The sequence below is a fragment of the Billgrantia montanilacus genome (genome assembly GCF_003336675.1).
In the GTDB taxonomy this organism is placed as follows: Bacteria; Pseudomonadota; Gammaproteobacteria; order Pseudomonadales; family Halomonadaceae; genus Halomonas; species Halomonas montanilacus.
Genome location: NZ_QPII01000003.1, coordinates 1 through 24,634, shown reverse-complemented (window position 1 = coordinate 24,634; position 24,634 = coordinate 1). Strand labels below are relative to the sequence as shown.

At 64.8% G+C, this 24,634-nt stretch carries 24 protein-coding genes; 5 read left to right on the top strand and 19 right to left on the bottom strand.

The window, feature by feature from the left end; genetic code table 11:
* Positions 1-203 precede the first annotated feature (203 nt).
* The 11 genes from DU505_RS05480 to dksA form a co-directional block, all read right to left on the bottom strand.
* The gene (locus tag DU505_RS05480; protein ID WP_114477999.1) at positions 204-1,379 is read right to left on the bottom strand and encodes an acetyl-CoA C-acetyltransferase; all 1,176 of its coding nucleotides are present in this window, start codon (positions 1,377-1,379) and stop codon (positions 204-206) included.
* 171 nt (positions 1,380-1,550) lie between these two features.
* The gene (gene panD, locus DU505_RS05475) at positions 1,551-1,931 is read right to left on the bottom strand and encodes an aspartate 1-decarboxylase (protein WP_114477998.1); all 381 of its coding nucleotides are present in this window, start codon (positions 1,929-1,931) and stop codon (positions 1,551-1,553) included.
* 52 nt (positions 1,932-1,983) lie between these two features.
* A complete protein-coding gene (panC, locus tag DU505_RS05470) occupies positions 1,984-2,832 on the bottom strand; it encodes a pantoate--beta-alanine ligase (RefSeq protein ID WP_114477997.1) in 849 nt (282 codons plus the stop codon).
* A gap of 28 nt (positions 2,833-2,860) precedes the next feature.
* Positions 2,861-3,652: a 3-methyl-2-oxobutanoate hydroxymethyltransferase gene (panB, locus tag DU505_RS05465; RefSeq protein WP_114477996.1), complete on the bottom strand. Its 792-nt coding sequence runs from the start codon at positions 3,650-3,652 to the stop codon at positions 2,861-2,863.
* 103 nt (positions 3,653-3,755) lie between these two features.
* Positions 3,756-4,259 (bottom strand): 2-amino-4-hydroxy-6-hydroxymethyldihydropteridine diphosphokinase, encoded by a 504-nt coding sequence (folK, locus tag DU505_RS05460; RefSeq protein ID WP_114477995.1) that lies wholly within the window; start codon positions 4,257-4,259, stop codon positions 3,756-3,758.
* Positions 4,256-5,659 (bottom strand): polynucleotide adenylyltransferase PcnB, encoded by a 1,404-nt coding sequence (gene pcnB, locus DU505_RS05455; RefSeq protein WP_114477994.1) that lies wholly within the window; start codon positions 5,657-5,659, stop codon positions 4,256-4,258. Before pcnB ends, folK begins: the two co-directional genes overlap by 4 nt.
* 892 nt (positions 5,660-6,551) lie before the next feature.
* Positions 6,552-7,946, bottom strand: a complete 1,395-nt coding sequence (locus DU505_RS05450; RefSeq protein ID WP_114477993.1) for a sigma-54-dependent transcriptional regulator — start codon at positions 7,944-7,946, stop codon at positions 6,552-6,554.
* Positions 7,924-10,875: an ATP-binding protein gene (locus tag DU505_RS05445; RefSeq protein WP_114477992.1), complete on the bottom strand. Its 2,952-nt coding sequence runs from the start codon at positions 10,873-10,875 to the stop codon at positions 7,924-7,926. The genes DU505_RS05450 and DU505_RS05445 overlap by 23 nt, the downstream gene beginning before the upstream one ends.
* On the bottom strand, positions 10,865-11,041 hold the full coding sequence (locus tag DU505_RS22490) for a hypothetical protein (protein WP_043517015.1): 177 nt from the start codon (positions 11,039-11,041) through the stop codon (positions 10,865-10,867). Before DU505_RS22490 ends, DU505_RS05445 begins: the two co-directional genes overlap by 11 nt.
* A gap of 14 nt (positions 11,042-11,055) precedes the next feature.
* Positions 11,056-11,967: a tRNA glutamyl-Q(34) synthetase GluQRS gene (gene gluQRS / locus DU505_RS05440; RefSeq protein WP_114477991.1), complete on the bottom strand. Its 912-nt coding sequence runs from the start codon at positions 11,965-11,967 to the stop codon at positions 11,056-11,058.
* An 87-nt stretch (positions 11,968-12,054) separates the two neighbouring features.
* The gene (gene dksA, locus DU505_RS05435; RefSeq protein WP_114477990.1) at positions 12,055-12,492 is read right to left on the bottom strand and encodes an RNA polymerase-binding protein DksA; all 438 of its coding nucleotides are present in this window, start codon (positions 12,490-12,492) and stop codon (positions 12,055-12,057) included.
* Between the two features lie 241 nt (positions 12,493-12,733).
* Here dksA and DU505_RS05430 point away from each other — a divergent pair, with 241 nt between their 5' ends.
* Entirely contained in the window at positions 12,734-13,897 is a 1,164-nt protein-coding gene (locus DU505_RS05430; protein WP_114477989.1) for a pyridoxal phosphate-dependent aminotransferase, read from the top strand.
* A gap of 30 nt (positions 13,898-13,927) precedes the next feature.
* Complete coding sequence (gene sfsA, locus DU505_RS05425; protein WP_114477988.1) at positions 13,928-14,704, top strand: DNA/RNA nuclease SfsA; 777 nt, start codon at positions 13,928-13,930, stop codon at positions 14,702-14,704.
* Here sfsA and DU505_RS05420 read toward each other — a convergent pair.
* The 7 genes from DU505_RS05420 to DU505_RS05390 all read right to left on the bottom strand — a co-directional run bounded on the left by DU505_RS05420 (position 14,663) and on the right by DU505_RS05390 (position 19,595).
* Complete coding sequence (locus DU505_RS05420) at positions 14,663-14,995, bottom strand: Rieske (2Fe-2S) protein (RefSeq protein ID WP_114477987.1); 333 nt, start codon at positions 14,993-14,995, stop codon at positions 14,663-14,665. The two genes, sfsA and DU505_RS05420, sit on opposite strands and share 42 nt — an antisense overlap.
* Positions 14,992-15,450, bottom strand: coding sequence for a DUF4426 domain-containing protein (locus DU505_RS05415; protein ID WP_245947781.1), 459 nt, complete (start codon positions 15,448-15,450; stop codon positions 14,992-14,994). The genes DU505_RS05420 and DU505_RS05415 overlap by 4 nt, the downstream gene beginning before the upstream one ends.
* Positions 15,451-15,512: 62 nt before the next feature.
* Positions 15,513-16,142, bottom strand: coding sequence for a methionine biosynthesis protein MetW (gene metW / locus DU505_RS05410; protein ID WP_114478257.1), 630 nt, complete (start codon positions 16,140-16,142; stop codon positions 15,513-15,515).
* On the bottom strand, positions 16,142-17,299 hold the full coding sequence (gene metX, locus DU505_RS05405) for a homoserine O-succinyltransferase MetX (protein WP_114477986.1): 1,158 nt from the start codon (positions 17,297-17,299) through the stop codon (positions 16,142-16,144). The genes metW and metX overlap by 1 nt, the downstream gene beginning before the upstream one ends.
* A 49-nt stretch (positions 17,300-17,348) precedes the next feature.
* A complete protein-coding gene (locus DU505_RS05400; protein WP_114477985.1) occupies positions 17,349-17,930 on the bottom strand; it encodes a YggT family protein in 582 nt (193 codons plus the stop codon).
* A gap of 60 nt (positions 17,931-17,990) precedes the next feature.
* Positions 17,991-18,815 carry a pyrroline-5-carboxylate reductase gene (gene proC, locus DU505_RS05395; protein ID WP_114477984.1) on the bottom strand — a complete coding sequence of 275 codons (825 nt, stop codon included), beginning with the start codon at positions 18,813-18,815 and terminating at the stop codon, positions 17,991-17,993.
* Between the two features lie 63 nt (positions 18,816-18,878).
* Positions 18,879-19,595: a YggS family pyridoxal phosphate-dependent enzyme gene (locus tag DU505_RS05390; protein ID WP_114477983.1), complete on the bottom strand. Its 717-nt coding sequence runs from the start codon at positions 19,593-19,595 to the stop codon at positions 18,879-18,881.
* Between the two features lie 67 nt (positions 19,596-19,662).
* Between DU505_RS05390 and DU505_RS05385 the strand changes: the two genes are divergently transcribed.
* Both DU505_RS05385 and DU505_RS05380 read left to right on the top strand, forming a co-directional pair.
* Positions 19,663-20,694, top strand: a complete 1,032-nt coding sequence (locus tag DU505_RS05385; protein WP_114477982.1) for a type IV pilus twitching motility protein PilT — start codon at positions 19,663-19,665, stop codon at positions 20,692-20,694.
* A 95-nt stretch (positions 20,695-20,789) separates the two neighbouring features.
* Complete coding sequence (locus tag DU505_RS05380; RefSeq protein ID WP_114477981.1) at positions 20,790-21,932, top strand: PilT/PilU family type 4a pilus ATPase; 1,143 nt, start codon at positions 20,790-20,792, stop codon at positions 21,930-21,932.
* A 68-nt stretch (positions 21,933-22,000) separates the two neighbouring features.
* Here DU505_RS05380 and DU505_RS05375 read toward each other — a convergent pair whose 3' ends face one another.
* Positions 22,001-23,143 (bottom strand): anhydro-N-acetylmuramic acid kinase, encoded by a 1,143-nt coding sequence (locus tag DU505_RS05375; RefSeq protein WP_114477980.1) that lies wholly within the window; start codon positions 23,141-23,143, stop codon positions 22,001-22,003.
* Positions 23,144-23,261: 118 nt separating this feature from the next.
* Between DU505_RS05375 and tyrS the strand changes: the two genes are divergently transcribed.
* Positions 23,262-24,461 (top strand): tyrosine--tRNA ligase, encoded by a 1,200-nt coding sequence (tyrS, locus tag DU505_RS05370; RefSeq protein ID WP_114477979.1) that lies wholly within the window; start codon positions 23,262-23,264, stop codon positions 24,459-24,461.
* Positions 24,462-24,634 lie beyond the last annotated feature (173 nt).

Sequence of the window (24,634 nt, the reverse complement as noted above, 5' to 3'; positions counted from 1 at the left end):
GCCATGGGGGCGGTTTCGTTTAGTTGCTGCGGCTTGCCAGGTGACAGACTATCGCGGAGGCGCTGTGAACCTTTCCCTGGGCGCTACCGATGCCCTGCTTTGCTTGCAGTCCGGTGCTGGCCATCCATGGCCAGCCCGTTCGGAGCAGTGCTCCTCACCCATGGCATCAGACCTCCGCCAAGGCCTGCCCCCGGGCCGTGCCCTTATCGTTCAATCGCAAGTGCCACGCCTTGCCCGCCGCCGATACACAGGGTCGCCAGGCCCTTCTTGGCGTCGCGGGCGATCATCTCGTGCAGCAGGGTCACAAACACGCGGCAGCCGGACGCACCAATCGGGTGACCAAGGGCAATGGCCCCGCCGTTGACGTTGACCTTTGAGACATCCCAGCCCAGCTCCTTGTTGACCGAGAGGGCCTGGGCGGCGAAGGCTTCGTTGGCCTCGACCAGGTCGAGGTCATCCAGCGACCAGCCTGCCTTCTCCAGGCAGCGGCGAGTGGCCGGCGCCGGACCGATGCCCATGATGGCCGGATCGACGCCGGCGTTGGCGTAGGCGGCGATACGGGCGAGCGGCTCCAGGCCCAGCTGCTTGGCTTTCTCGGCGGAGCAGATCATCACCACGGCGGCGCCGTCGTTGAGCGAGGAGGCGTTACCGGCGGTGATGGTGCCGTCCTTCTTGAAGGCCGGACGCATGCCGCCGAGCTTGTCGGCGCTCACTTCACGCGGATTCTCATCGGTGTCGAAGACCACCGGGTCGCCCTTGCGCTGGGGAATCTCCACCGGCACGATCTGGCTCTTGAACTTGCCCTCACGAATGGCGGCCGCGGCCTTCTGCTGGGAAGCCGCAGCGAATTCGTCCATCTGCTCGCGGGTGATCTCGTACTTCTCCGCCAGGTTCTCGGCGGTAATACCCATGTGATAGTTATTGAAGGCGTCCCACAGACCGTCGTGGACCATGGTGTCGATGGCCTTCCAGTCGCCCATGCGCTGGCCGTTGCGCGAATTCGGCAGCACGTGCGGGGATGCCGACATGTTTTCCTGGCCGCCGGCGAGAATCAGCTCCGCGTCGCCACAGCGGATGGCCTGGGTGGCCAGATGCAGGGCCTTGAGGCCCGAGCCGCAGACCTTGTTGATGGTCATGGCGGGTACGGTGTCGGGCAGGCCGGCCTTGATGGCGGCCTGGCGAGCGGGGTTCTGGCCCACGCCGGCGGTCAGGACTTGACCCAGGAGCACTTCATCGACCTGGTCGCCGGAAACGCCGGTGCTGGCGAGAATGTCCTTGATCACCAGGGCGCCCAGATCACTGGCGGGAATGCCGGCCAGAGAGCCACCGAAGGCCCCCACGGCGGTACGGCGGGCGGCAACGATCACCACATCTTGCATAGGAAACTCTCCTGAAGTCAGTCGCGGACGATAGCTCTGTCAGCATAGGCGACGCTTGTGCGCTGCGGCAATGCTTCAATGGGGTGAAATTCGTCAGCGATCCCCCCTGTCCCGTGCCGATCCCCATGGACGCGTAGCCGAGGAACAGGCCGCGGAGGGTACGGGGGTTCCTCAGGCGAGCTGAACGGGTATGGCGTTGCTGGTGTGGCTGACGTCGTTGCCTTCCTTCAGATAGACCAGCGCAGGCTGGTGATTGTCCAGCTCGGCATCGCTGTAGTGGGCGTAGCTGCAGATGATCACCCGGTCGCCGGGGCCGGCCAGGTGGGCGGCGGCGCCGTTGATGGAGATCACCTGGGAGCCTTCCTCGGCGCGGATGGCGTAGGTGGTGAAGCGCTGACCGTTCTCCACGTTGTAGATCTGGATCTGCTCGTTCTCGCGGATGCCGGACAGGTCCAGCAGCTCGCCGTCGATGGCACAGGAGCCCTCATAGTTGAGCACGGCATGGGTGACGCGGGCCATGTGGAGCTTGGCCTTGAGCATGATGGTGTACATGGAAGCAGCTTCCTCCGGGATACGGTGCACGGGGTGCAGGTCGAGCGCCGCGTCAGCGCGGCAGGGTCAGGGTCAGGTTGTCGATCAGACGCGTCGGGCCCAGCCGGGCGGCGGCCAGCAGCACGGCGTCGCGGGTGGTGGCGGTCACCGCTGCCAGGTCGGCGTCGCGCAGCTCCAGGTAGTCAGGCTCGAAGCCGCTCTCCCGCAGCCGGGCCAGGCCCGTTTCCAGGCTGGTGGCAATTGGCTCACCGGCCTCCAGCGCGTTGCGCAGCTCGCAGAGCGTCCGGTAGAGCGACGGCGCGGTGGCGCGCTGGTCGGGGTCGAGGTAGCCGTTGCGTGAGGAGAGCGCCAGGCCATCGTCGGCGCGGACGATGGGTACGCCGACGATCTCGATGGGGAAATGCAGGTCTTCCACCAGCTTGCGAATCACCGCCAGCTGCTGGTAGTCCTTTTCACCGAAGCAGGCCGTGTCGGGCTGCACCAGGTTGAACAGGATGCTCACCACGGTGGAGACGCCGTCGAAGTGACCGGGCCTTGCGCCGCCACAGAGCCCTTCGCTGACGGCTGGCACGCAGACCCGGGTCTGGCCGTCCAGGCCGCGTGGGTAGAGCATTGCCGTATCGGGGGTAAACAGCAGGTCGCAGCCGGCCTGCGCGAGCTTGTCCTGATCGTCGGCCAGCGTGCGAGGGTAGGCATCGAGGTCCTCGCTGGGGCCGAACTGGAGCGGGTTGACGAAGATCGTCGCCACCACCACGTCACCGTGGCGGCGTGCGGCTTCCACCAGGGCAAGATGCCCGGCGTGCAGGTTGCCCATGGTCGGTACCAGGGCGATACGCTGGCCGCGTTGGCGGTACTCGCCGAGGGTCTCGCGCAGCGCAGGAATGTCTCTCAGGGTACGCATCAGGGGCTCCAGGAGGTCACGAGCGTCACTAGAAGCAGTGTTCCTCGGCCGGGAACCGCCGCGCCTTGACGTCCTCGTGATAACGACGGAAGGCGCCCGGGATATCATCGGCCTCCGTCATGAAGTTCTTGACGAAGCGCGGCACGCGGCCGTGGGTCACGCCCAGCACGTCATGCATCACCAGTATCTGGCCGTCGGTGTCGGGGCCGGCACCGATGCCGATGACCGGCACGTCCAGCGCCTCGGTGATGGCGCGGCCGAGGCTGGCCGGTACGCATTCCAGCAAGATCACCGAGGCGCCGGCTGCCACGAGGGTGCGGGCATCCTCGAGGATCTGCGTGGCGCGTTCGGCGTCGCGGCCCTGCACCTTGTAGCCACCGAGCTGATAGACGGTCTGGGGCGTCAGTCCCAGGTGGGCGCAGATGGGCACCCCTCGCCGCGTCAGCTCACGAATGCCGTCGGCCATCCAGGCTTCACCTTCCACCTTGACCAGCTCGGCACCGGCTCGCATCAGCGCACCGGCGTCTTCCAGCAGCCGCTCCTGACTGGAGTTGCTCATGAAAGGCAGGTCGACCATCAGCAGGCTCTGACCCTTACCGCGTGCCACGCAGCGGGTGTGGTAGCAGATATCGTCCAGGGTGACTGGAAGTGTGCTGGCATGTCCCTGCAGGACCATGCCCAGGGAATCACCGACCAGCAGCACCTCGATGCCGGCCTCGGAGGCGCTCCTGGCGAAGGAGGCATCATAGGCCGTCAGGCAGCTGAAGGTTTCGCCTGCGCGCTTGTGAGCCTGCAGCGAGCTCAGGGTGACGGTTTTCATGGCGTGCTCTCGTGTTGTCTTCGGGCCGGCAGGCGTTCACCGCGCCGCCTTACACTGCGCGTGATTGTTACCAGAATGCGGCCGTGGTGTCGATAGGTAACACCTACCCCGAGGATTCTGGTAACACTCGGATCAGGTCGGGTGACGCCAGCGACGCGGCCAGTGCGGTGACGCCTCGGCCATCCGGCAGGCTCAGAGCCGGCGCCAGCTCGGCGAGGGGGACCATGACGAAGGCGCGCGCACTCATCTCGGGGTGGGGCACGCGTAGCCGCGGTGTCACGATGACCTGTCTTCCGAACAATAGCAGGTCCAGGTCGAGGGTGCGGGGCCCCCAGTGACGTCGGCGGACGCGGCGATGGCGCTGCTCCAGCGCCTGTAGCTGATCGAGCAGCGCCAGCGGCGAGAGCCGGGTTGCCAAGTGGGCCACGGCATTGACGAAATCGGGCTGGTCCTGAGGGCCGAGGGGGCGGCTGACATACAGGCTCGATGCAGCGAGTCGATGGGTCAACGGCAGTTCGTCGAGCGCCTCAAGGGCCTGGGCGATTTGCGCTTCGGGCTCGTCAAGGTTGCTGCCGAGTCCCACGTAGACGTCGACCAGCGGTGTCACGGTGTATCGGGAGGTGAGCTGCGCCGGCGGCGCTTGCGTGGACGGCGGCGCTTGGGACGATCGCCCGGCGTGGCGTTGCCGCCGGCCTTTTCCAGCAGGCGCTGTTGCTCGTGCTCGTCGGCTTCCTGGTAGGCGGTCCACCAGGCGCCGAGTCCGGGTTCGAGTTCTCCGGCTTCTTCCCGCAACAGCAGGAAGTCGTAGGCGGCGCGAAAGCGCGGGTGTTCGCGGGTCTGCAGTGCGCGCTTGCCGCGACGCTGGGGTAGGCGTTGCTGCAGGTCCCAGATGTCTCGCATTGGCATGCTGAAGCGCTTGGGGATCGAGATGTGCTGCAGCTGGCGCGACAGCACCTGCTGAGAGCCCAACTGCAGGGCGGGGATGGGTGGCATGCCCTCTTCCTCCAGCGCCGCCTGACGCAGCTGTACAGGCCCCCACAGCAATGCCGCAAACAGGAAGGCCGGCGTTACCGGACGCTCTTCGCGGATACGCTTGTCGGTGCTGGCCAGGGCCGCCTCGATCAGACCTTCTGTCCAGGGGAGCTGGGCCATGGCTTCGTCTGTCTCGGGAAACAGCATGGGGAACAGGCCGTAGTGGCGCAGCATGCGGAAGGTTTCGACCCCATGGCCGGCCATGAACAGCTTGAGTATCTCGTCGAATAGCCGGGCGGGGGGGATCTGCAGCAGCAGGTGGGCCTGCTCGTGGATCGGTGCTTCGGAGCCAGGGGCGATATGGAAGTCGAGCTTGGCGGCAAAGCGGATGGCGCGCAGCATGCGCACCGGATCCTCGCGGTAGCGTGTCGTCGGGTCGCCGATCAAGCGCAGGGTGCGGGACTCGATGTCGCGCGCCCCGTTGGCGAAGTCGTGAATCGAGAAGTCGGCGATGCTGTAGTAGAGCGCATTGACGGTGAAGTCGCGGCGCAGGGCATCCTCCTGGATATTGCCCCAGACATTGTCCCGCAGCAGCAGGCCGTGTTCCGACTGCTGGGCGAGGTGGTCGCCATGGTCGTCGTTGGGTCTGCCCCGGAAGGTGGTGACCTCGATCACTTCGCGGCCGAAGCGCACGTGCACGATGCGAAAACGGCGGCCGATGATCCGCGAGTTGCGGAACAGCTCGCGGACCTGCTCCGGCGTGGCATCGGTGGCGACATCGAAGTCCTTGGGCATCCTGCCCAGGAGCGAATCACGAATGCAGCCACCGACCAGATAGGCCTCATAGCCGGCATTGTGCAGGCGGTAGAGTACCTTGAGCGCCGACTCGTTGAAGTGCTGGCGCGACACGGGGTGCTCGCTACGGGGAATGATCCGCGGGCCGGCCTGTTCGCCGGCGGCGGCATCGTCGGGGCCGAAGAGTGACCTGAGATGCTCGCCAGGGCTCTGCAGAAAGCGGGTAAATCCTTTGAACATGCGGCGATTTCGACTCGCAGTTTGCGAAAGTTGTTGAGTGTAGTCGACCAGCGACACCTTGCAAAGCGGTGAGCCGAATCGCTTTGCCGTCCAAACAGCAAAAGAGGAGGCCGATTGGCCTCCTCTGACAAGCTGAAAATGCTGCGTCCGTGCGGCTGTTTCTTCTTCGTGATGGCACATCGCCTTGAATACGCACCACAGTCACCAAGAGTTCACAGGCAAGCAATGTTGTTGTGATTGTTGATGTTCCTGGTTGCGACCGCCTCGTATTCAAAACAATAATCCAACCACGACGGCATCATGAAGATGCCTACCTTCGGCTTGTTGATGTTGTTGCCGAAGGTGCGCTTCTCAGGCCGTTGTTCTTGTTGGCAGCCGTGTGAGCGCGTCGCGTCCTGGGATCCGGTGCTTCGAGCACATATTGTTGCTGTTGTTGAAGGCATCGAAGGGCGGAGCATGTCGGGATGAGGTTATTCTTGTTGCTCCCGCTTCCGCATCGTTTCACAACCCGCATTATTGTTGTTGGTGCGGGCTCTGTCTCGCCTGGCCGCCTTGGTTTTGTTGTTGGCGCGGGTGACAGCCGGATGTTGTTTTTCTTACCCGAGGATATTGCACGCGACATGCCATGCTGTTTATTACCATTGAAAAACAGTCATCTACGTTGATCCGTGGAGTGAGGGGCTCGGAGTCGCCTCGCAGGTGTTACCCATCCTGGGCCATATCGGGGCAGGTTTTGGGTGGGAAGGTAACACATGGTGCAAAACGCCCCGGAAATCATGAAAAAAGCGCCAATGGCGTGTGCCATCGGCGCTTGGACAATAGTCGTAGACGACCCGCGGGGGTCTACCATCGGTGATGGACAGCATGATCCTGGAGCGCCGGCCCAGGCGGATCAGGCACTGCTGCGCCTGGCCTGCTTCTTGCGCGGAATTCCCAGGCGCTGGCGGCGCTCCCACAGGCACTTGCGACTGATCCCCAGCTTCTGGGCGAGCTCTGTCTCGCTCATCTGATCCTGATGCTCGAGCACGAAGTGCTGGAAGTAATCCTCAAGGGAAAGGTCATCGCCATTCTCGTCCTGTTCACTCTCGACCGGCTCGATGGCTCGCGGCATCGGTTCGGGGGGGTGGCGGGGTGAGGCTGGCAGCCCAGGCTTGAGTCCCAGGTCGTCGGGATGGATCAGATGGCCCTCGGCAAGGATCACGCCGCGCTCCAGGGCGTTCTCCAGCTCGCGAACGTTCCCTGGCCATGGGTAGTCGCTGATTTCCCGCCGTGCCGCACGGGAAAGGCGCAGGCCGCCACGCTCATGCCGGCGACACGCCTTCTCCAGCAGCACATCGGCGATGGTCAGAACATCGTCGTCCCTATCGCGCAGCGGTGGCAGGTCGATCTGCATCACGTTGAGGCGATAGTAGAGGTCGAGGCGAAACTCGCCGGTCTTCGACAGGGCCCGCAGGTCTCGATGGGTGGCGGCGATCAGGCGCACATCGACATGGCGGGTCTCCACCGAGCCGATACGGCGGATCTCACCTTCCTGCAGCACCCGCAGCAGGCGCGCCTGGGCATCCAGGGGCAGCTCGCCGATCTCGTCGAGAAACAGGGTGCCGCCGTCCGCGGCCTCCACCAATCCGGTGCGGGCGGCGCTGGCGCCGGTGAAGGCGCCTTTTTCATGCCCGAAAAGCTCCGATTCGATCAGCGTTTCGGGAATGGCGGCACAGTTGACGCAGATCAGCGCCGCCGAGACGCGTTTGCTCTGCTGGTGGATGGCCCGCGCCACCAGCTCCTTGCCGGTTCCCGACTCGCCCTGGATCAGCACCGTGACATCCGCGGGAGCGGTCTTGCGAATCCGGGTGTAGACGGCCTGCATGGCCTGACACTCGCCGATCATCTGCTGGCGAGAGCCGCCCGCATCGGTGATGTCGGGTGGCGGGGAGCGGTGCGAGGACTGCTGGTGCAGCACCCGGGAAACGGTCTCGAGCAGTTCGTCATGGTCGAAGGGCTTGGCCACGTAGTCGACGGCGCCTTCCTTGAGGGCCTCGACCGCCGAGCGCATGCTGGCATAGCTGGTCATGATCAGCACGGGCACCGGTGCGGCGCTGGCGATGAGGGTGGTTCCCGGCTCGCCGGGCAGCCGGAGGTCGCTGATCACCAGGTCGAAGTGCCGAGGCTCCAGGGCGAGCGCCTCATCGACCGAGCCGGCCTCACTGACGCGATAGTCATGGCGCTCAAGCAGCCGGCGCAGTGCGGTGCGAATGATGGCCTCGTCTTCAACGATCAGAATCCTGCTCATCCGTCTCTTCACCCTCCTGTCGTTGGGTGGGCAGCCACAGGCAGATGCGGGTGCCGCGTTCATGCCCGGGGGGCGGTGACTCGATTTCGATTCTGCCATGATGCTCGGCAATGATGCTGTAGACCAGTGGCAGGCCCAGGCCGGTACCTTCACCGGGCGGTTTGGTGGTCGTGAATGGCTCGAACAGGTGATCTCGGACTCTGGCATCGAGCCCTTCGCCCTCGTCGGTGACGGTCACCTTCAACTGACTGCCCTCCGGCTCCGCGGCAATGACGATATTGCCGCCTGGCTCGCTGGCGTCGCGGGCATTGCTCAGCAGGTTGATCATCACCTGCTGTAGCCGCTGGGCATCGCCGAACGTCTCCAGTTCGGCGGGACAGAGGTTATGGTACCTGACATCCTCGCCCGAGCGTGCCAGCTGTAGCAAGTGCAATGCCTCGTCGGTGACGGCAGCGATGGAGACTGGCGTGAACCCGGTGCCGCCGATATGGCGGCCGCCGTGGGCAAAGCCCACCAGCGAGCCGACGATACGCGAGACGCGATCGGTCAGCTGCTGTATCTGGGCGGCAGTTTCCAGTACGTCGGGGTCGCTGGTGTCATAGCGCAGGTTCTGGGCCAGCGACGAGATGCCGGTGATGGGGTTGCCGATTTCATGGGCCACCCCGGCGGCAAGCTGGCCGATGGAGGCGAGGCGTGCCGCATGGACCAGCTCGTCCTCCAGCCACTTCATCTCGCTGTGGTCCTCGATCAGGATCACGGTGCCGCCGCGGACGTCGTCGTCTGCCTTGAGTTCGGCACGGTGCAGGGTCAGGTAGCGGGTGCCGCCCTCCAGTTCAACCGTCTGCTTGTAGAGATGATCCTCCTGCTCGGCCCGGCTCAACAGGGCTCCCCAGGGCGCGGGGAGACCATCACGGCGGGCGCCTATCACGCTATTGCCGTCGATGCCGGAGAGCTCGGTCAGGGCGTCGTTCCACATCAGGAGTTCGTCGTCGACGCCGAAGGCGCACAGCCCCACCGGTAGCCGGGTCAGGATGCGGCGATGGTAGCGACGAAGTCCATCCAGCTCCCGGGCCAGCCCGGTAAGCCGCGAGCGATAGGCCTCCAGGCGACTCTCGACAAAGTGGATGTCGTCGGTGGGCTCCTGGCCGCCGTGTCGGTAGGGCAGGTAGCGGTCGACGATGTCCTGGGCCACCGAGGGTCCCATGAGGCCGGAGAGGTTGGCCTGGATCCGGTCACGCAGTCGGCGCAGCGCGTAGGGCCGGCCATCCAGGGGGGAGAGCCCCAGGTCTGTCAGGGCGCGCTCCACCTCCCGTTCGGCGACGTCGTCGCCGAGCGCCCGGGCGAGGGGCTGCTTGAACTCCTCGCCGCTGGAGGCCAGCAGAGGAAGGCGCTTGGGGCGGATCACGGCATCCACCGAGCAGGCCTCGGCGGCGGCACGCTCGCCCGGAGAGGTGGGGGTGGCCAGTGAGACGATGATCAGGATCAGGATATTGGCGGCCAGCGAGACCAGGGTCACGACGTACCATTCAGGCTCGCCGGCGAGCATTTCCAGCCCTGGCGGTATCAGGACCAGGGCGGGCAGGTCGGTGAGCAGCGGCAGCCACAGCCCGACCAGCCAGATCAGCGTGCCGATGCTCAGCCCCGACACCATGCCCTTGCGGTTGGCTCCCGGCCAGTAGAGCAGGGCGAGCAGCCCCGGCAGGCACTGTGCCATGCCGACAAAGGCGGCGAGCCCCAGGGTGGTCAAGTCGTGATTCACCCCGACGGTACGGTAGAAGAGCCACCCGCTGAGGATCACCGCGGCAATCAGTCCGCGGCGCAGCCAGCGTAGCCAGCGATAGAGGTTGGGTTGGGCTTCGGGGGGATGGGCGACCAGCAGGACATGGTTGAGGATCATCCCCGACAGCGCCAGGGCGATGATCACCATGGTTGCGCTGGTGGCAGCGAGGCCGGCAATGAAGGCCAGCGCCTGCACCCAGAACGCGTCCGATAACCCGAAGGCCAGGTAGGCGGAGCCGATCAGCTGGTCGCTTCCCAGTCGCTGGCCGGCCCACAGGATCAGCGGCACCGGTATCGCCATCAGCAGCAGAAACAGCGGCAGGGACCAGCTGGCCTGGAGCAGGGTATGGCGCGAGAGCGTCTCGGCAAAGGTGATATGAAAGATATGCGGCATCAACAGTGCCGCGGCGAAGAACAGCAGCAGCAGCGTGCGCCAATGGGCCGGGTCGGGCTGCGCGACGCCTGCCTGATACGCCTGCCCGGGGCCGTCCAGCCAGAGCTGAAGGTCGGCGGGGCCATCGAAGACGACGAACAGCGCAAAGCCACCCAGGGCCAACATGGCGCCGAGCTTGATGATCGAGGTAAAGGCGATGACGGCCAGTAGCGTGTCGTGACGTGCATGCTGGTGCCGATGGCGTGTACCGAAGAGCATCGCGAACAGGGCGATCAGTGAACTGAAGGCCAGCGCCAGCAAGGCGGGCGAGGCGGCGCCTGTCATCAGGTAGATGGCATCGCCCAGGGTCTGTACCTGCAGTGCCAGTAGGGGCAGCACCGCCAGCAGGCTGATGATCGTTATCAGGGTGCCCACCCAGCGCGAGCGAAAGCGGAAGGCAAAGAGGTCAGCCAGGGAGGAGAGCTGGTAAGTGTGGGTCATGCGCTGGATGGGGACCAGCAGGACCGGCGCCAACAGGAAGGCCCCGGCCACGCCCAGGTAGTAGGCGAGATAGCCGTAGCCTTCGCTGGCGGCGAGCTCCAGGCTGCCATAGATCGCCCAGGCGCTGGCATACACTCCCAGTGCCAGGGTATAGACGGCGGGGTGGCGGGTAATGTGTCGCCCGATCCAGCCGCGTTCCACGGCCAGGGCACACAGGAACATCAGCAGTAGATAGCCGGTGCCAAGGGCGAAGACGCTGGCCAGGCTATTGTTCATCCAGCTTCCTCTTCTGCTCCAGCCATAGCGTCAGCGCGATCAGTATTCCCCAGATGACGAAGGGGCGGTACCAGGCCACCCCCGGGCTGGACCAGCCACTCATCAGCAGCGGCGACAGCAGGTAGCCCCCGAATACCAGCAGCAGCATGATGCGATAGACGTACACGGCATGCTCCTCGATCAGGGTGGGTAGGTGGCTGCCATGTCGGCAGCAGCGGCCGGCCGGGCGGCCTCGGGTCGGATGCGATCCACGTCCCAGTGGGCAATGGCCCAGTCGAGCTGTTCGGCGGCTGGCGCCAGGGCCAGTGTCTCGGGCGGTGCCTGGTCCAGCATTGCCAGGGCACGATGCAGCAGCGGGCGTACCGCCCTCTCCTCCTCGGGGAGCGCCGGGGCCAGGTTCTGCTTGGAGAGCTTCTGGCCATCGCGGTTCATGACCAGCGGCAGATGCAGGTAGCGTGGTTCGGTCAGGCCCAGGGCATGCTGCAGCTGGCGTTGCCAGGGCGTATTGTCGAGCAGGTCGAAGCCACGGACCACGTCGGTGATGCCCTGGTCGGCGTCATCGATCACCACGGCGAGCTGGTAGGCCCAAAGCTCATCCTTGCGCTTGAGTACCACGTCACCCAGCTCGACCGGATCGAAGCGCTGGGTACCGAACAGCCTATCCTGCCACGTGACCGGACGCAGCCCCTTGTCACTACGCAGCCGCCATGCCAGCGGCTTGCCGGGTTCCCGCACGCCATGGCGACACCAGCCGGGGTAGATCGGTAAGTCGCGCCACTGCTTGCGGGAACAGCTGCAGGGGTAGGCGAGGCCCTGCGACCTCAGGCGTTCGAGGGCGGCCTCGTAGGCCTCGTCTCGGCCGTGTTGCCAGCGGACCGGGCCATCCCAGTGCAGGCCGAAGGCCTCGAGCTGGCGCAGGATGGTGTCGGCGGCCCCGGGGGGGCAGCGTGGCGGGTCGATGTCCTCGATGCGAAGCAGCCAATGACCGCCCGCCCGGCGAGCATCGAGAAAACTGGCCAGAGCGGCTATCAGCGAGCCGAAGTGCAGCGCGCCGGATGGTGTAGGGGCGAAGCGGCCGCGGTAGCCGGTCATGGCTGGCTCCAGGCAGCGGTGGCCGACATGCAAACGGGCACCCAGCGGTGCCCGTCGCGAAGCGAAATGACGCTCACTGAAGGGGCATCAGCCGCCGAGCTGTTTTTCCTTGAGCTCGGCCAGGGTCTTGCAGTCCACGCACAGTGTCGCGGTCGGCCGAGCTTCAAGGCGGCGGATACCGATCTCGACGCCGCAGGCCTCACAGAAGCCATAGTCGTCCTCGTCGATCTTGTCGAGGGTCTCATTGATCTTCTTGAGCAGCTTGCGCTCCCGGTCCCGCGTGCGCAGTTCGAGACTGAAGCCCTCTTCCTGAGTGGCGCGATCGGCCGGATCGGCGTAATTGTTCGCCTCTTCCTGTAGATGGCGCACGGTGCGGTCCACCTCTTCCATGAGCTCCTGTTTCCAGCCCAGCAGGATCTGTCGGAAGTGCTCCAGCTGTTGCTCGTTCATGTACTCTTCACCCGATGCCGGCTCGTACGGGGTGAATTTCTTGGGCGCTTCCGTTCTCTTGTCTGCTACTGGCATGGGATTGCCTCTTTAACTTTAGTGACTGCTGATCAATACCCGCTCCGATGCATTGCAAGGTATCTCACGCCAAAGGCATGCTTGTTTAGCGGAAAATCGCCGCCTTTGCAATAGCGACCTTCGCAACGTTGGCGAGGAAGCGGCCTGCGCGACGGTCATGAAAAAAGATAGAATCTACCTTGGAAAGCCTGGCGGCGAAAGGTTCCTCGCACAGGCCCGTAAATGTCATTGGGAGTCTGCCATGCCGTGGAATGCGCGGGTCGATCGTGTTGCCCCTTTTCGTGTGATGAGCCTACTGGAAATCGCTCAGGCCCGAGAGGCAGCCGGGCACGATGTCATTCACCTGGAGGTGGGGGAGCCCGACTTTGCCACGCCGGAACCGGTGCTCGCCGCCGGACAGCAGGCGCTGGTGGCGGGGCATACCCGCTATACCCCGGCAGCGGGGCTGCCGGCGCTGCGCGAAGCGATCGCCGGGCACTACGCCCAGCACTTCGGGGCCTCGGTCGACCCGTCGCGGATTCTGGTCACACCGGGCGCGTCGGGAGCACTTCTGCTGGCCAGTCAGCTGCTGGCAGGTCCGGGCGACCGGGTGCTGATGGCCGACCCCAATTATCCCTGCAATCGCCACTTCATGGCCCTGGCAGGCGCCGAGGTGGACGCCGTGCCGGTGGGCCCCGAAAGCGTCTGGCAGCTGGATGCGGCGCTGGTCGAGCGGCACTGGCGCGACGACACCCGCCTGGCGATGCTGGCCACCCCCTCCAACCCGACCGGGCATATGCTCGATGGGGCACAGCTTTCTTCGGTTGCCGATAGCGTGGCGGCCCGCGGTGGCGAGCTGCTGGTGGACGAGATCTACCAGGGGCTCTGCTACGACATCGCGCCGCTGTCGGTGGCCGCGATCACCCCCGATGCCTTCGTGGTCAACAGCTTCTCCAAGTACTTCGGCATGACCGGCTGGCGCCTGGGCTGGCTGCTGGCACCCGAAGCAGCAGTGGAGCCGCTCACCCGGCTGGCCCAGAACGTGTTCCTGGCGGCTTCCACCCCGGCCCAGCACGCGGCGCTGGCCGCCTTCACCCCCGAGTGCCGCGATATCCTCGAGACGCGCCGTGCCGAGCTGGGACAGCGCCGCGATGCGCTGCTGGCAGGCCTTGCCCGGCTGGGGCTGGCACCCTCGCTGCCGCCCCAGGGTGCCTTCTATCTGTGGCTGGATATTTCCCGCTATAGTCGCGACAGTCAGGCCTTTTGCCGACAGCTGCTCGAGGAGGAGAACGTGGCGATCACGCCGGGCATCGATTTCGCGTTGACGGGGGGCGAGTATCACGTGCGCATCGCCTTCACCACCGGCATCGCACGCCTCGAGGAGGCCGTGGCCCGGCTCGAGCGCTTCCTGGCGCGCCAAGCGTAGCGGGCGCAGCAATGAATCGGAGGTTGTTCCATGGAGTATCCTCGGCTGGTGCCCGGCACCCTGCTGCGCCGCTATAAACGTTTCCTGGCCGATGTGCGCCTCGCCGACGGGCGCGACGTGGTCGCGCACTGTCCCAATACCGGCTCCATGCGGGCGGTGAACGTGCCGGGCTGCCGCGTCTGGCTGGCACCCAGCGACAACCCGGCGCGCAAGCTGGACTGGACCTGGGAACTGATCGAGTTGCCCCAGCCTGACGGCAGCCTGGCGTTAGCGTCGGTGCATACCGGGCGGGCCAACCGTATCGTCGAAGAGGCGTTGCTCGGAGGGCAGGTGGCTGCCCTGGCGGGCTATGCCTCGCTGAAGCGCGAGGCGAAGATATTGGCCGAGCCAGGGCAAGGGGCGAGCCGGCTCGATTTTCGCCTTGACGATCCGAAGCGGGAAACCGCCTTCGTCGAGGTCAAGCAGGTCACCCTCAGGGAGAGCGATGGCCATGGCTATTTTCCCGATGCGGTGAGCGAGCGGGGGCGACGCCATCTGGAAGTGCTGGGCGACCTCGCGGCGCAGGGGCATCGGGCGGTGCTGCTGTTCTGTGTGGCCCATAGCGGCATCGTTGACGTGGCCGCGGCCGCACACCTCGATCCTGCCTATGCGCTGGCACTGGGGGAGGCGGCACAACGCGGCGTCGAGATAATGGCCCACGGCTGCCGAATCGACAGCCTCGACGGGGTGCCACGCACGATCCGGCTGGCCGAAGCGTTACCCGTGTCACTCACCCGCCAGTTGGATATTGCCCTCGGCGTCGACTGATACCCCCACCGGCTCCAGGTGGCGCCCCTGGCAGGGGCCGAAGACGCACTCGCCGGTTTCAGGCAGGAACAGGGCGCCGTGCATGGCGCACTGGATCAGCTCCCCACCCGCTTCGAGAAAGACGTTCGGCTCCGCGTGCAGGGTGACTCCCTGATGGGGGCAGCGGTTGACGAAGGCACTGATGCGCCCGTGGACCTTTACCAGCAGCGCCTCGCGGCCATCAGGCAGGCGTATACCCAGCGCCGAGGTGGTGTCGAGCTCGGACTGGTGGGCCAGCCGGAGACGGCTCATCGGTCTATGGTGAAGCGCTGGATGAAGCCGATGTCGGCTGGCGCCTCGTTGCGGTCGTGGCGGACCTCGAGGTCGAAGCGCATGGGCTCGTCCTCGATGATTCGAAAGACCGCAATCTGCGATACGCTGTCACCGGTGCGTAGCGAACGAAAGGAGAGCGACGCGGGTGAGCTGTCGCCAACCGAGCCGACCGTTCCGCTGACGGGGGCGTTCACCGTTCGGGTGGTGCCATCCTCGCGCTCCTCCAGCACGCTGACATTGACCAGCGCCATGGCCGGGCTGCGCTGGATGCCATGCTCGGCGGCCACGTCCGCGCTGAGGAAGCTGGTGCTGACGGCGCTGTAGTGGATCTGGTAGTTGCCGACCCGCTCGAACTGTTGCGCCTGAAGTGGCAGGGCCAGACAGAACAGGAGCAGGGTGGCGAACAGGCGGCACAGCTTGGCACGATGCATCATCGATAGCTCCCTCGTCTTGCATTGCGTCTCTCGACTTTTGACTCGACTGTCATCTCTCGTTGCTACGTCTTGACCGTCGTCCTGGTGGTGGCCTCGGCCTGCTGTCGGCTGATTCGGAAGATGGCGATCTCACCGAACAGATTGGGCCAGAGACGCGAGGTCCAGTGCCCTTCATGGTCGCCTATTCCCACCGCCCTGTCGGTGATCGCGAGCCCCTTTTCGCGACACAGGTGCTCGAAGTCGTTAAAGGTCGACAGGTGGATGTTGGGGGTGTCGTACCAGGCATGGGGCAGCGACTTGGAGACCGGCATGTAGCCACGTATGCCGAGATGCACCCGATGGCGCCAGTAGGCGAAATTAGGGAAAGTGATGATGCACTCGTCGGCGACCCGCAGCATCTCGTCGAGCATACGGTCCGGGCGACGCAATGCCTGTAGCGCCTGGGTCATGACCACCAGGTCGTAGGTGTCGTCCTCGAAATTCATCAAGCCCTCGTCGAGGTTCTGCTCGATGACGCTGACGCCCTTGTCGATGCAGGCGGTGATGCCCGCCGGGTCGATCTCCAGGCCATAGCCGGTGACCGCCTTGTCGCGCGCCAGGGCCTCGAGCAGAGTGCCGTCGCCGCAGGCCAGGTCGAGGATGTGCGCCCCCTGGGGGATCCAGCGGTGAATCAGTTCCAGGTCGGCTCGCATCATGAGCGCTCCTCCAGGCCCAGCTCCCGGGCCGCGCGTGACATGAAGGCGGCGAAAACGGCCTGATAGCGGGGCTCCGGCAGGAGAAAAGCATCATGGCCGTGGGGGGAGGCGATGTTCACGTAGCTCACCGACTTGCCGGCCCGGATCAGGGCGTTGGCCAGCTCACGGGAGCGGGAGGGGGGGAAGCGCCAGTCGCTGGTAAAGCTGACGACCAGGAAGGGGCACCGCGCCGGCTTCACCGCCTTGGCCAGGACACCGCCGTGTACCGCGGCCGGGTCGAAATAGTCCAGGGCCTTGGTCATCAGCAGATAGGTGTTGGCATCGAAGGAGCTCGAGAAGGTATCGCCCTGATGTCGCAGATAGGACTCTACCTGGAACTCCACGCCATAGCCGAAGTTGAGATCCTCGCTGCGCAGGTCGCGGCCGAACTTGCTACCCATGGCATCTTCCGACAGGTAGGTGATGTGTCCCACCATGCGCGCCAGCTTGAGGCCGCGACGGGGGACCTTGCCGTGCTCGTTGTACCAGCCGTCGTGGAAGTCGGGGTCGGAGCGAATGGCTTGTCGGGCCACTTCATTGAAGGCGATGTTCTGGGCCGACAGCTTGGGGGTGGCGGCAATGACCGCGGCATTGGCGATACGCTCGGGGTAGGACAGGGCCCATTGCAGTACCTGCATGCCGCCCAGGCTGCCGCCGATCACGGCGGCGAAGCGTTCGATGCCCAGGCGGTCGGCCAGGCGTGCCTGGCTGTGGACCCAATCACCCACCGTCATCATCGGAAAGTCGGGACCCCACTGGCGCCCGGTGGCCGGATTTTCGCTGACTGGCCCGGTACTGCCGTGGCAGCCTCCCAGGTTGTTCAGCGACACTACGAAGAAATGGTTGGTGTCGATGGACTTGCCCGGGCCGATATGGGCATCCCACCAGCCCGGCTTGCGATCATCGGCTTCGTGGAACCCCGCGGCATGGTGGTGGCCCGAAAGCGCATGGCAGATCAGCACCGCATTGGTTCGCTCGGCGTTGAGCGTGCCGTAGGTTTCGTAGACGAGGTCGTAGGCCGGCAGCGTCTTGCCGCAGGCCAGGTCCAGGGGGTCGTCGAAGTGCGCCGTCTGTGGCGTCACCAGTCCGACCGAGTCGGCGGGAAACTCGGGCATCTGTTGTTCTGTGTCCAGTCGTTGAGTTCCTGTACGAGTCGGCATGGGCTTACAGGCCGACCAGGGCTCCGGCGATGCCGGCGGCACGGGTCAGGGCGCCAACCACGATACCATCGATGAGGCTGATGGCGATGAAGACCACAATTGGCGACAGGTCGATCATGCCCAGCGGCGGGATAACCTTGCGCACCGGCGCCATGATCGGCTCTACCAGCTGCATGACCAGCAGCGCGCCGGGATGACTGGCGTTGGGGGCTACCCAGCTGAGGATGATCATCACGATCAGGGCGAAGAAGTAGATCTTGAGGATCGCATTGGCAATGGCGGCAACCGCACCGATGGCGACGTTGGCTATCGGTGGCATGCCGAAGCCGGCGATCTGCAGGATCACCACGATGCTGATTGCCTTGAGTACGAAGGCAGCGGCCAGGGTCGCCAGGTCGAAGCGTCCCATTACCGGGCCCAGAAAACTCTGGAAGGGGCGCACCACCGGCTGGGTGATCTTCACGACCGACTGGCTGATGGGGTTGTAGTAGTCGGCCTGTGATGCCTGCAGCAGAAAGCGCAGCATCATCAGAAACAAGTAGATATTGATCAGGGTGTTGACCAGCAACAGGCCAGCATTTCCCATGTTCGGCTCCTTTCTCTCGTGTCGGGGGAGGCCGCCGCGTGTTGAGGCGGCCTCTAAGCGCTAGCGCTGTGCGAATTCGTCGCCCATCTCGCGGGCGCGGCTGGCGCAGGCGTCCATGGCGGCGACCATCATGCCGCGCAGGCCCGCTTGCTCGAGGTGTTCTACCGCACGCTCGGTGGTGCCGCCAGGTGACATCACGTTGCGCTTGAGCCGCGCCGGGGTGAGTTCGCTCTCCTGGGCCATGCGGGCCGCACCCAGTGCGGTCTGAATCGCCAGGCGGCGAGCGGTCTCGGCGGGTAACCCCAGTTTCACCCCGGCCTCTTCCATGGCCTCGAACATCAGGAAGAAATAGGCGGGCCCACTGCCGGATACGGCCGTGACCGCATCCAGCAGGGCCTCTTCCTCGACCCATTCTACCAGCCCCACGGCTTCGAGCAGCTCGCCGGCCTGCGTGCGCTGCTCGGCACTGACTTCTGGGGTGGCAAACAGCCCGGCGGCGCCGGCGCCGACCAAAGAAGGCGTATTGGGCATGCAGCGGATCACCGGCAGCCCCTCTCCTAGCCAGGTTTGCAGGGTGGCGGCGTCAATGCCGGCGGCCACAGAGACGATCAGCGGGCGCTGCCGCTGCAGGGTGTCGCGCAACCCCTCGCAGACTTCCCTCATGACCTGGGGTTTGACGGCCAGCACCACCACGTCAGCGTCGCGTACCGCAGCGGCATTATCGGTATTGGTACGGATGCCGTAGCGCTCATGGATTGGCGCCAGGAAGGCATCGCTGGGTGAGGTGGCGGTAATGCCGGTGGCCGGGTGCCCACTATCGATCATCCCGCCAATGATAGCGCTGGCCATGTTGCCGGCGCCGATGAAGGTGACTCTGCTGGCCATTGCGATCTGTCCTTTTTCGTCATGAAGCGACCGGCTCAAGGCCGGTACGCACTAGTCTCGTGTTCAGGATGTGCGGTCCCGCTCGCCAAAGATGGCGGTACCCAATCGTACCAGGGTGGCGCCTTCCGCTACGGCGGCTTCCAGGTCGGCGCTCATGCCCATCGACAGGGTATCCAGCGGTGCATCGGGGAAGCGTTCCCGGAGCCTGTCCAGTGCCTGACGCAGCCGGGCGAAGGGCTCACGCTGGGCCGACGGCTCCTCTTCCGGGGCGGGAATGGCCATCAGCCCACGCAGGCGCAGGCGTGGTAATGAGAGCACCGCTTCCGCCAATCCTTCCAGTTCGTCGAAGGCGACACCCGACTTGCTGCCTTCGTCACTGACGTTGACCTGCAAGCAGACCTCGAGCGGAGCCAATCCCTCGGGCCGTTGATCGTTCAGGCGCCGGGCAATCTTCTCACGGTCGACGCTGTGTACCCAGGCAAAGTGCTCGGCCACTTCCCGGGTCTTGTTGGATTGCAGGGGGCCGATGAAATGCCAAACGATACCTTCCAGGTCGCCGAGCTCGATCTGCTTGGCGAGCGCTTCCTGAACGTAGTTTTCACCGAAGTCCCGCTGCCCCTGCTCCCAGGCTTCGCGGATCATGGCGGCCGGTTTGGTCTTGCTGACCGCCAGCAGGCGCGCGTCATCGGCCTGGCGTCCGGCTGCCGCCAGGGCATCGGCCAGCCGCGCTCGGGCTGCAGCCAGGGAGTCACCGAGAATGAAATTCGTGGTATTACTCACCTGAAGTCCTTCATGTCAAAAGGTCTGGCATACTGAAGCGAACCTTACCTGGGAGCAGGGGAACCGCATGGATATTACCGAACTGCTGGCGTTCTCGGCAAAGCAGAACGCTTCCGACCTGCATCTGTCGGCCGGTCTGCCGCCCATGATCCGTGTCGATGGCGACATTCGCCGGCTCAATGTGCCGGCGATGGAGGACCGGGAAGTCCGCAAGCTGATCTACGACATCATGGGCGACCGCCAGCGCCGCGACTACGAGGAATTCTTCGAGACCGACTTCTCCTTCGAAGTGCCGGGCGTGGCTCGCTTTCGTGTCAACGCCTTCAACCAGGCGCGGGGCGCCGGTGCGGTCTTTCGCACCATTCCCAGTGAAGTGCTGACCATGGACGACCTGGGGCTGGGGGACGTCTTCCGCCGCCTGGCGCTGCTTCCCCGTGGCCTGGTACTGGTGACCGGCCCCACCGGCTCGGGCAAGAGCACGACGCTTGCTGCGATGATCGACTATATCAACGATCACCGTTACGACCACATTCTCACGATCGAAGACCCGGTGGAATTCGTGCACCGGAGCAAGCGCTGCCTGATCAATCAGCGTGAGGTGCACCGTGATACCCACGGTTTCACCCAGGCCTTGCGCAGCGCCCTGCGCGAGGATCCCGACGTGATCCTGGTAGGCGAGCTGCGCGACCTGGAAACCATCCGGCTGGCGCTGACCGCCGCCGAGACCGGTCACCTGGTATTCGGCACCCTGCACACCACCTCCGCCGCCAAGACCATCGACCGTATCATCGACGTCTTTCCCGGCGAGGAAAAATCGATGGTGCGCTCGATGCTCTCGGAGTCGCTGCAGGCGGTGATATCCCAGACCCTGCTCAAGCGGCAGAGCGGCGGGCGCGTGGCTGCCCACGAGATCCTCATCGCCAACGCGGCGGTACGCAACCTGATTCGCGAGGACAAGGTGGCGCAGATCTACTCGGCGATCCAGACCAGTGGCAACCTGGGCATGCAGACCCTGGATGCGGCCCTGGCCAAGCTCATCACCGACAATGTCGTGACCCGCGAAGAGGCCCAGACCCGGGCCAAGGGCATGCTGACGTAGTACTCGCTGGCGCAGGGGCATGGCTCATGGCTACCGAATGCTCGGGCGCTATCGAATGAACGCCGAAACAGACCAGGTAAGAAGGGGGCAGGGACATGACAGCACAAGAATGGTTGGAGCAGCTGCTGGGCATCATGGCCCAGAAGGAAGCATCGGACTTGTTGATCTCGGTGCAGGCTCCCCCCACGATCAAGATCGCCGGCAAGTTGACCGCGCTGGGCGACCAGCGCCTCTCATTGGCCCAGGTGCGTGAGCTGGTCAATACGGCGGTGCCGGAAGGTTTGCGGGAGCGTTTTCAAACCGACCGTGAAGCCAACTTCGCCCTGAGCCTGTCCGGGCTCGGCCGCTTCCGGGTCAGTGCCTTCCAGCAGCGCAGTCAGCTGGCCATGGTGATCCGGCGGATCGCCTTCGACATCCCCCATCTCGAGGAGCTTTCCCTGCCGCCACAGCTGGGTGAGCTGGCCAATCTCAAGCGTGGCCTGGTGTTCGTGGTCGGGGGGACCGGTACCGGCAAGTCGACCACCCTGGCGTCGATGATCCAGCAGCGCAACGAGACGGTGGGGGGCCATATCATCAGCGTCGAGGATCCCATCGAGTACGTGCATCCTCACAAGAAGGCGATCATCAACCAGCGTGAGGTCGGGATCGATACCGAGTCCTTCGAGGTGGCACTGAAGAATACGCTGCGCCAGGCGCCGGATGTGGTCCTGATCGGCGAGGTGCGCACCCGCGAGACCATGGAGCATGCGCTGACCTTCGCCGAGACCGGGCATCTGTGCCTGGCGACCCTGCACGCCAATAACGCCAACCAGGCCCTGGATCGCATCATTCACTTCTTTCCCCATGAACGGCACGAACAGATCTGGCTCGACCTGTCGCTCAACTTGCACGCCATCGTCGCCCAGCAGCTGCTGCCCACCCGTGATGGCGGGCGCTGCCCGGCCATTGAGATACTGCTGCGTTCGCCACTGATTGCCGACCTGATCCGCAAGGGCGACGTCGGCGAGATCAAGAACGTCATGGCTCGCTCCCGAGATCTCGGCATGCAGACCTTCGACCAGGCGCTCTACGAGCTCTACACGGCTGGGCAGATCACCGAAGAGGTAGCACTGGTGCACGCCGACTCGGCCAACAACTTGCGCATGATGATCAAGTACGAGGATGAAGGCAGCGACGTGCTGGCCAAGGCGCAGGACTCGGCCCAGCGGTTGTCCTTGCGCGACGAGGATGACTTTTAAGGAAGCACTGAATCATTGCCAGAATCGCTGCATTGCTTCAGCGCTTCGTTTCTATCGTGTGTACTTGGCTATGGTGCATAGACACCGCCAAGTATGCGCGGGCCGGCGGCGCCGGTGACGCTGGGCAGGTTGCCGGGCAGGCCCTTCAGGCGTCGCCAGGCGAGCCAGGCGAAGGCGCCCGCCTCCAGCCAGTCGGCCGGCCAGCCCCAATCGCTGCTGGGTACCAGGGGAGTCTCCGGCAGATGCCGGGCCAGACGGGTCAGCAGGTCCGGGTTGTGGGCACCGCCGCCGCAGGGAATCAGGGCTGCTGCCGACGGTGCCTGGAGCCGCTCGCGCGCCATTTCGATGCCGAGGGCGACGCTGGTGGCGGTGAGCTCCGATAGCGTGGCCTGCACATCCGCGGGCGCTTCACTTCCCGTCAAATGACGCGCCAGCCAGTCGAGATGAAAGACTTCGCGGCCGGTGCTGCGCGGCGGCGGGCGATGGAAGAAGGGCTCGGCCAGCAAGCGTTCCAGCAGGGCTTCGTCGACGCGTCCCGAGGCGGCCCAGGCGCCATCCGGGTCGAAGCGGCCGCCGCGATGTCGCGCATGCCAGCCATCCATCAGGGCGTTGGCGGGGCCGGTATCGAAGCCGATGACCTCGGCATCGCTCTCGGCCGGTGGCAGCAGCGTCAGATTGGCGAAACCGCCCAGGTTGAGCACCAACAGCCACTCTCCCGGCCGACGAAACAGGGCGTCATGAAAGGCGGGGGCCAGCGGCGCCGCCTGCCCGCCGGCGGCCAGGTCGCGGCGGCGGAAGTCCGCCACCACCGTGCAACCGCTCAGTTCGGCCAGCAGGCTGGGGTTGTCCAGCTGCAGGGTATAGGCAGGCGCCTCCTCATGCCCCCTGCCGTGCCCCCAGGGGGCATGCTCGATGGTCTGGCCGTGGCTGCCGATGGCGGCGATAGCCTCGGGCGGCGTGTCGTTGGCAGCCAGCAGCCGTTTGACGGCTGTCGCTTGCAGGTGGCAGAACGCGTGCTCGGCCGAAGCCAGCTCTGCAAACTCCACGCGCTCGGCCTGGCAGAGTGCCAGTAACGAATCATGTAGGCTGTTTGGCATGGGCTCGGCCCGGGTGGCGAGCAGGTGCGCCGTGCCGTGGTCGTCGATTTCGACCAGGGCGGCATCGACGCCGTCGAGACTGGTGCCGGACATCAGGCCGATGAACAGTGTCATTCCTCTACTCCAGTAGCTGAGCCCCCTCCGCGAGGCGCCAAGTCATGCTAACATTCTGCCCCATTCAATGGACCCTGCGGGCAGGGCCTGGCAACCGTATTGTGTGGAGTCGGAGACGATGACCGATGTCGCGAGCGCGCTGGCGCTTCTGAAGCGTGGCACCCACGAGATCCTGATCGAAGACGAGCTGGTCAAGAAGCTCGAGTCCGGGCGCAAGCTGCGTATCAAGGCGGGGTTCGATCCCACCGCCCCTGACCTGCACCTTGGTCATAGCGTGCTGTTGACCAAGATGCGTCTGTTTCAGGAGCTCGGGCACGAAGTCATCTTCCTCATCGGCGACTTTACCGGACGCATCGGCGACCCTACCGGCAAGAATGTCACGCGCAAGCCGCTGACCGAGGAGGAGGTCCGCGCCAACGCCCAGACCTACAAGGAACAGGTGTTCAAGATCCTCGATCCCGAGAAGACCGAGGTGCGCTTCAACTCGGAGTGGTTCTCCGCCATGACCGCGGCCGACATGATCGAGCTAGCCGGCCAGAGCACCGTGGCACGCATGCTGGAGCGAGACGACTTCGACAAGCGGTACTCGTCGAGTCAGCCGATCTCCATCCATGAGTTCCTCTATCCGCTGGTGCAAGGCTATGACTCCGTGGCGCTGAAGGCCGACGTGGAAATGGGTGGCACCGACCAGACGTTCAACCTGCTGATGGGACGAGAGATCCAGAAGCACTTCGGGATGGAGCCCCAGGTCGTTATCACCATGCCGTTGCTCGAGGGCCTCGACGGCGTGCAGAAGATGTCCAAGTCCCTGGGCAACTATGTGGGCGTGGATGAGGCGCCCGGGTCCATGTTCAACAAGCTGGTTTCCATGCCCGACAGCCTGATGTGGCGTTACTTCGAGCTGCTCTCGCTGAAGAGCAACGAAGAGATCGAGAGCCTCAAGCGCGATGCCGAGCAGGGCGCCAACCCGCGTGATATCAAAATGATCCTGGCCCGGGAGCTGATCGCTCGCTATCACGGCGAAGAGGCCGCGGCCAATGCACATCGATCGGCTGGCAATCAATTGGCGGAGGGTGAGTTGCCCGAGGACCTGCCCGAAGTCGAGGTCGATTTCGAAGGGAGTCCTCAGGCGCCCATTGCCGCCGTACTCAATCGTTCGGGCCTGGCCAACAACAGCGCCCAGGCCAAGGACATGCTGGGCAATGGGCGAGTCAAGGTCGATGGCGAGGTGGTTGCCAAGGACCATATGCTCGATACCGGCAAGAGCTACGTCATCCAGGCAGGAAAGAAGCGCTATGCGCGGGTGACCCTACGCTGAGTCCAATGCGTCTGTTTCCAGTACCACTGATTACAAGTCAGTTGCTCTGCCAACGCCCGCCCTGTGCGGGCGTTGTCGTCTCTGGGCTGAGCATTCCATCCACAGGCGCTTGGCCCAACGGCCTGTGGAAAGCCCCTGTAGAAAGCCCCTGTGGATAGTCTGGCTGCTCATCA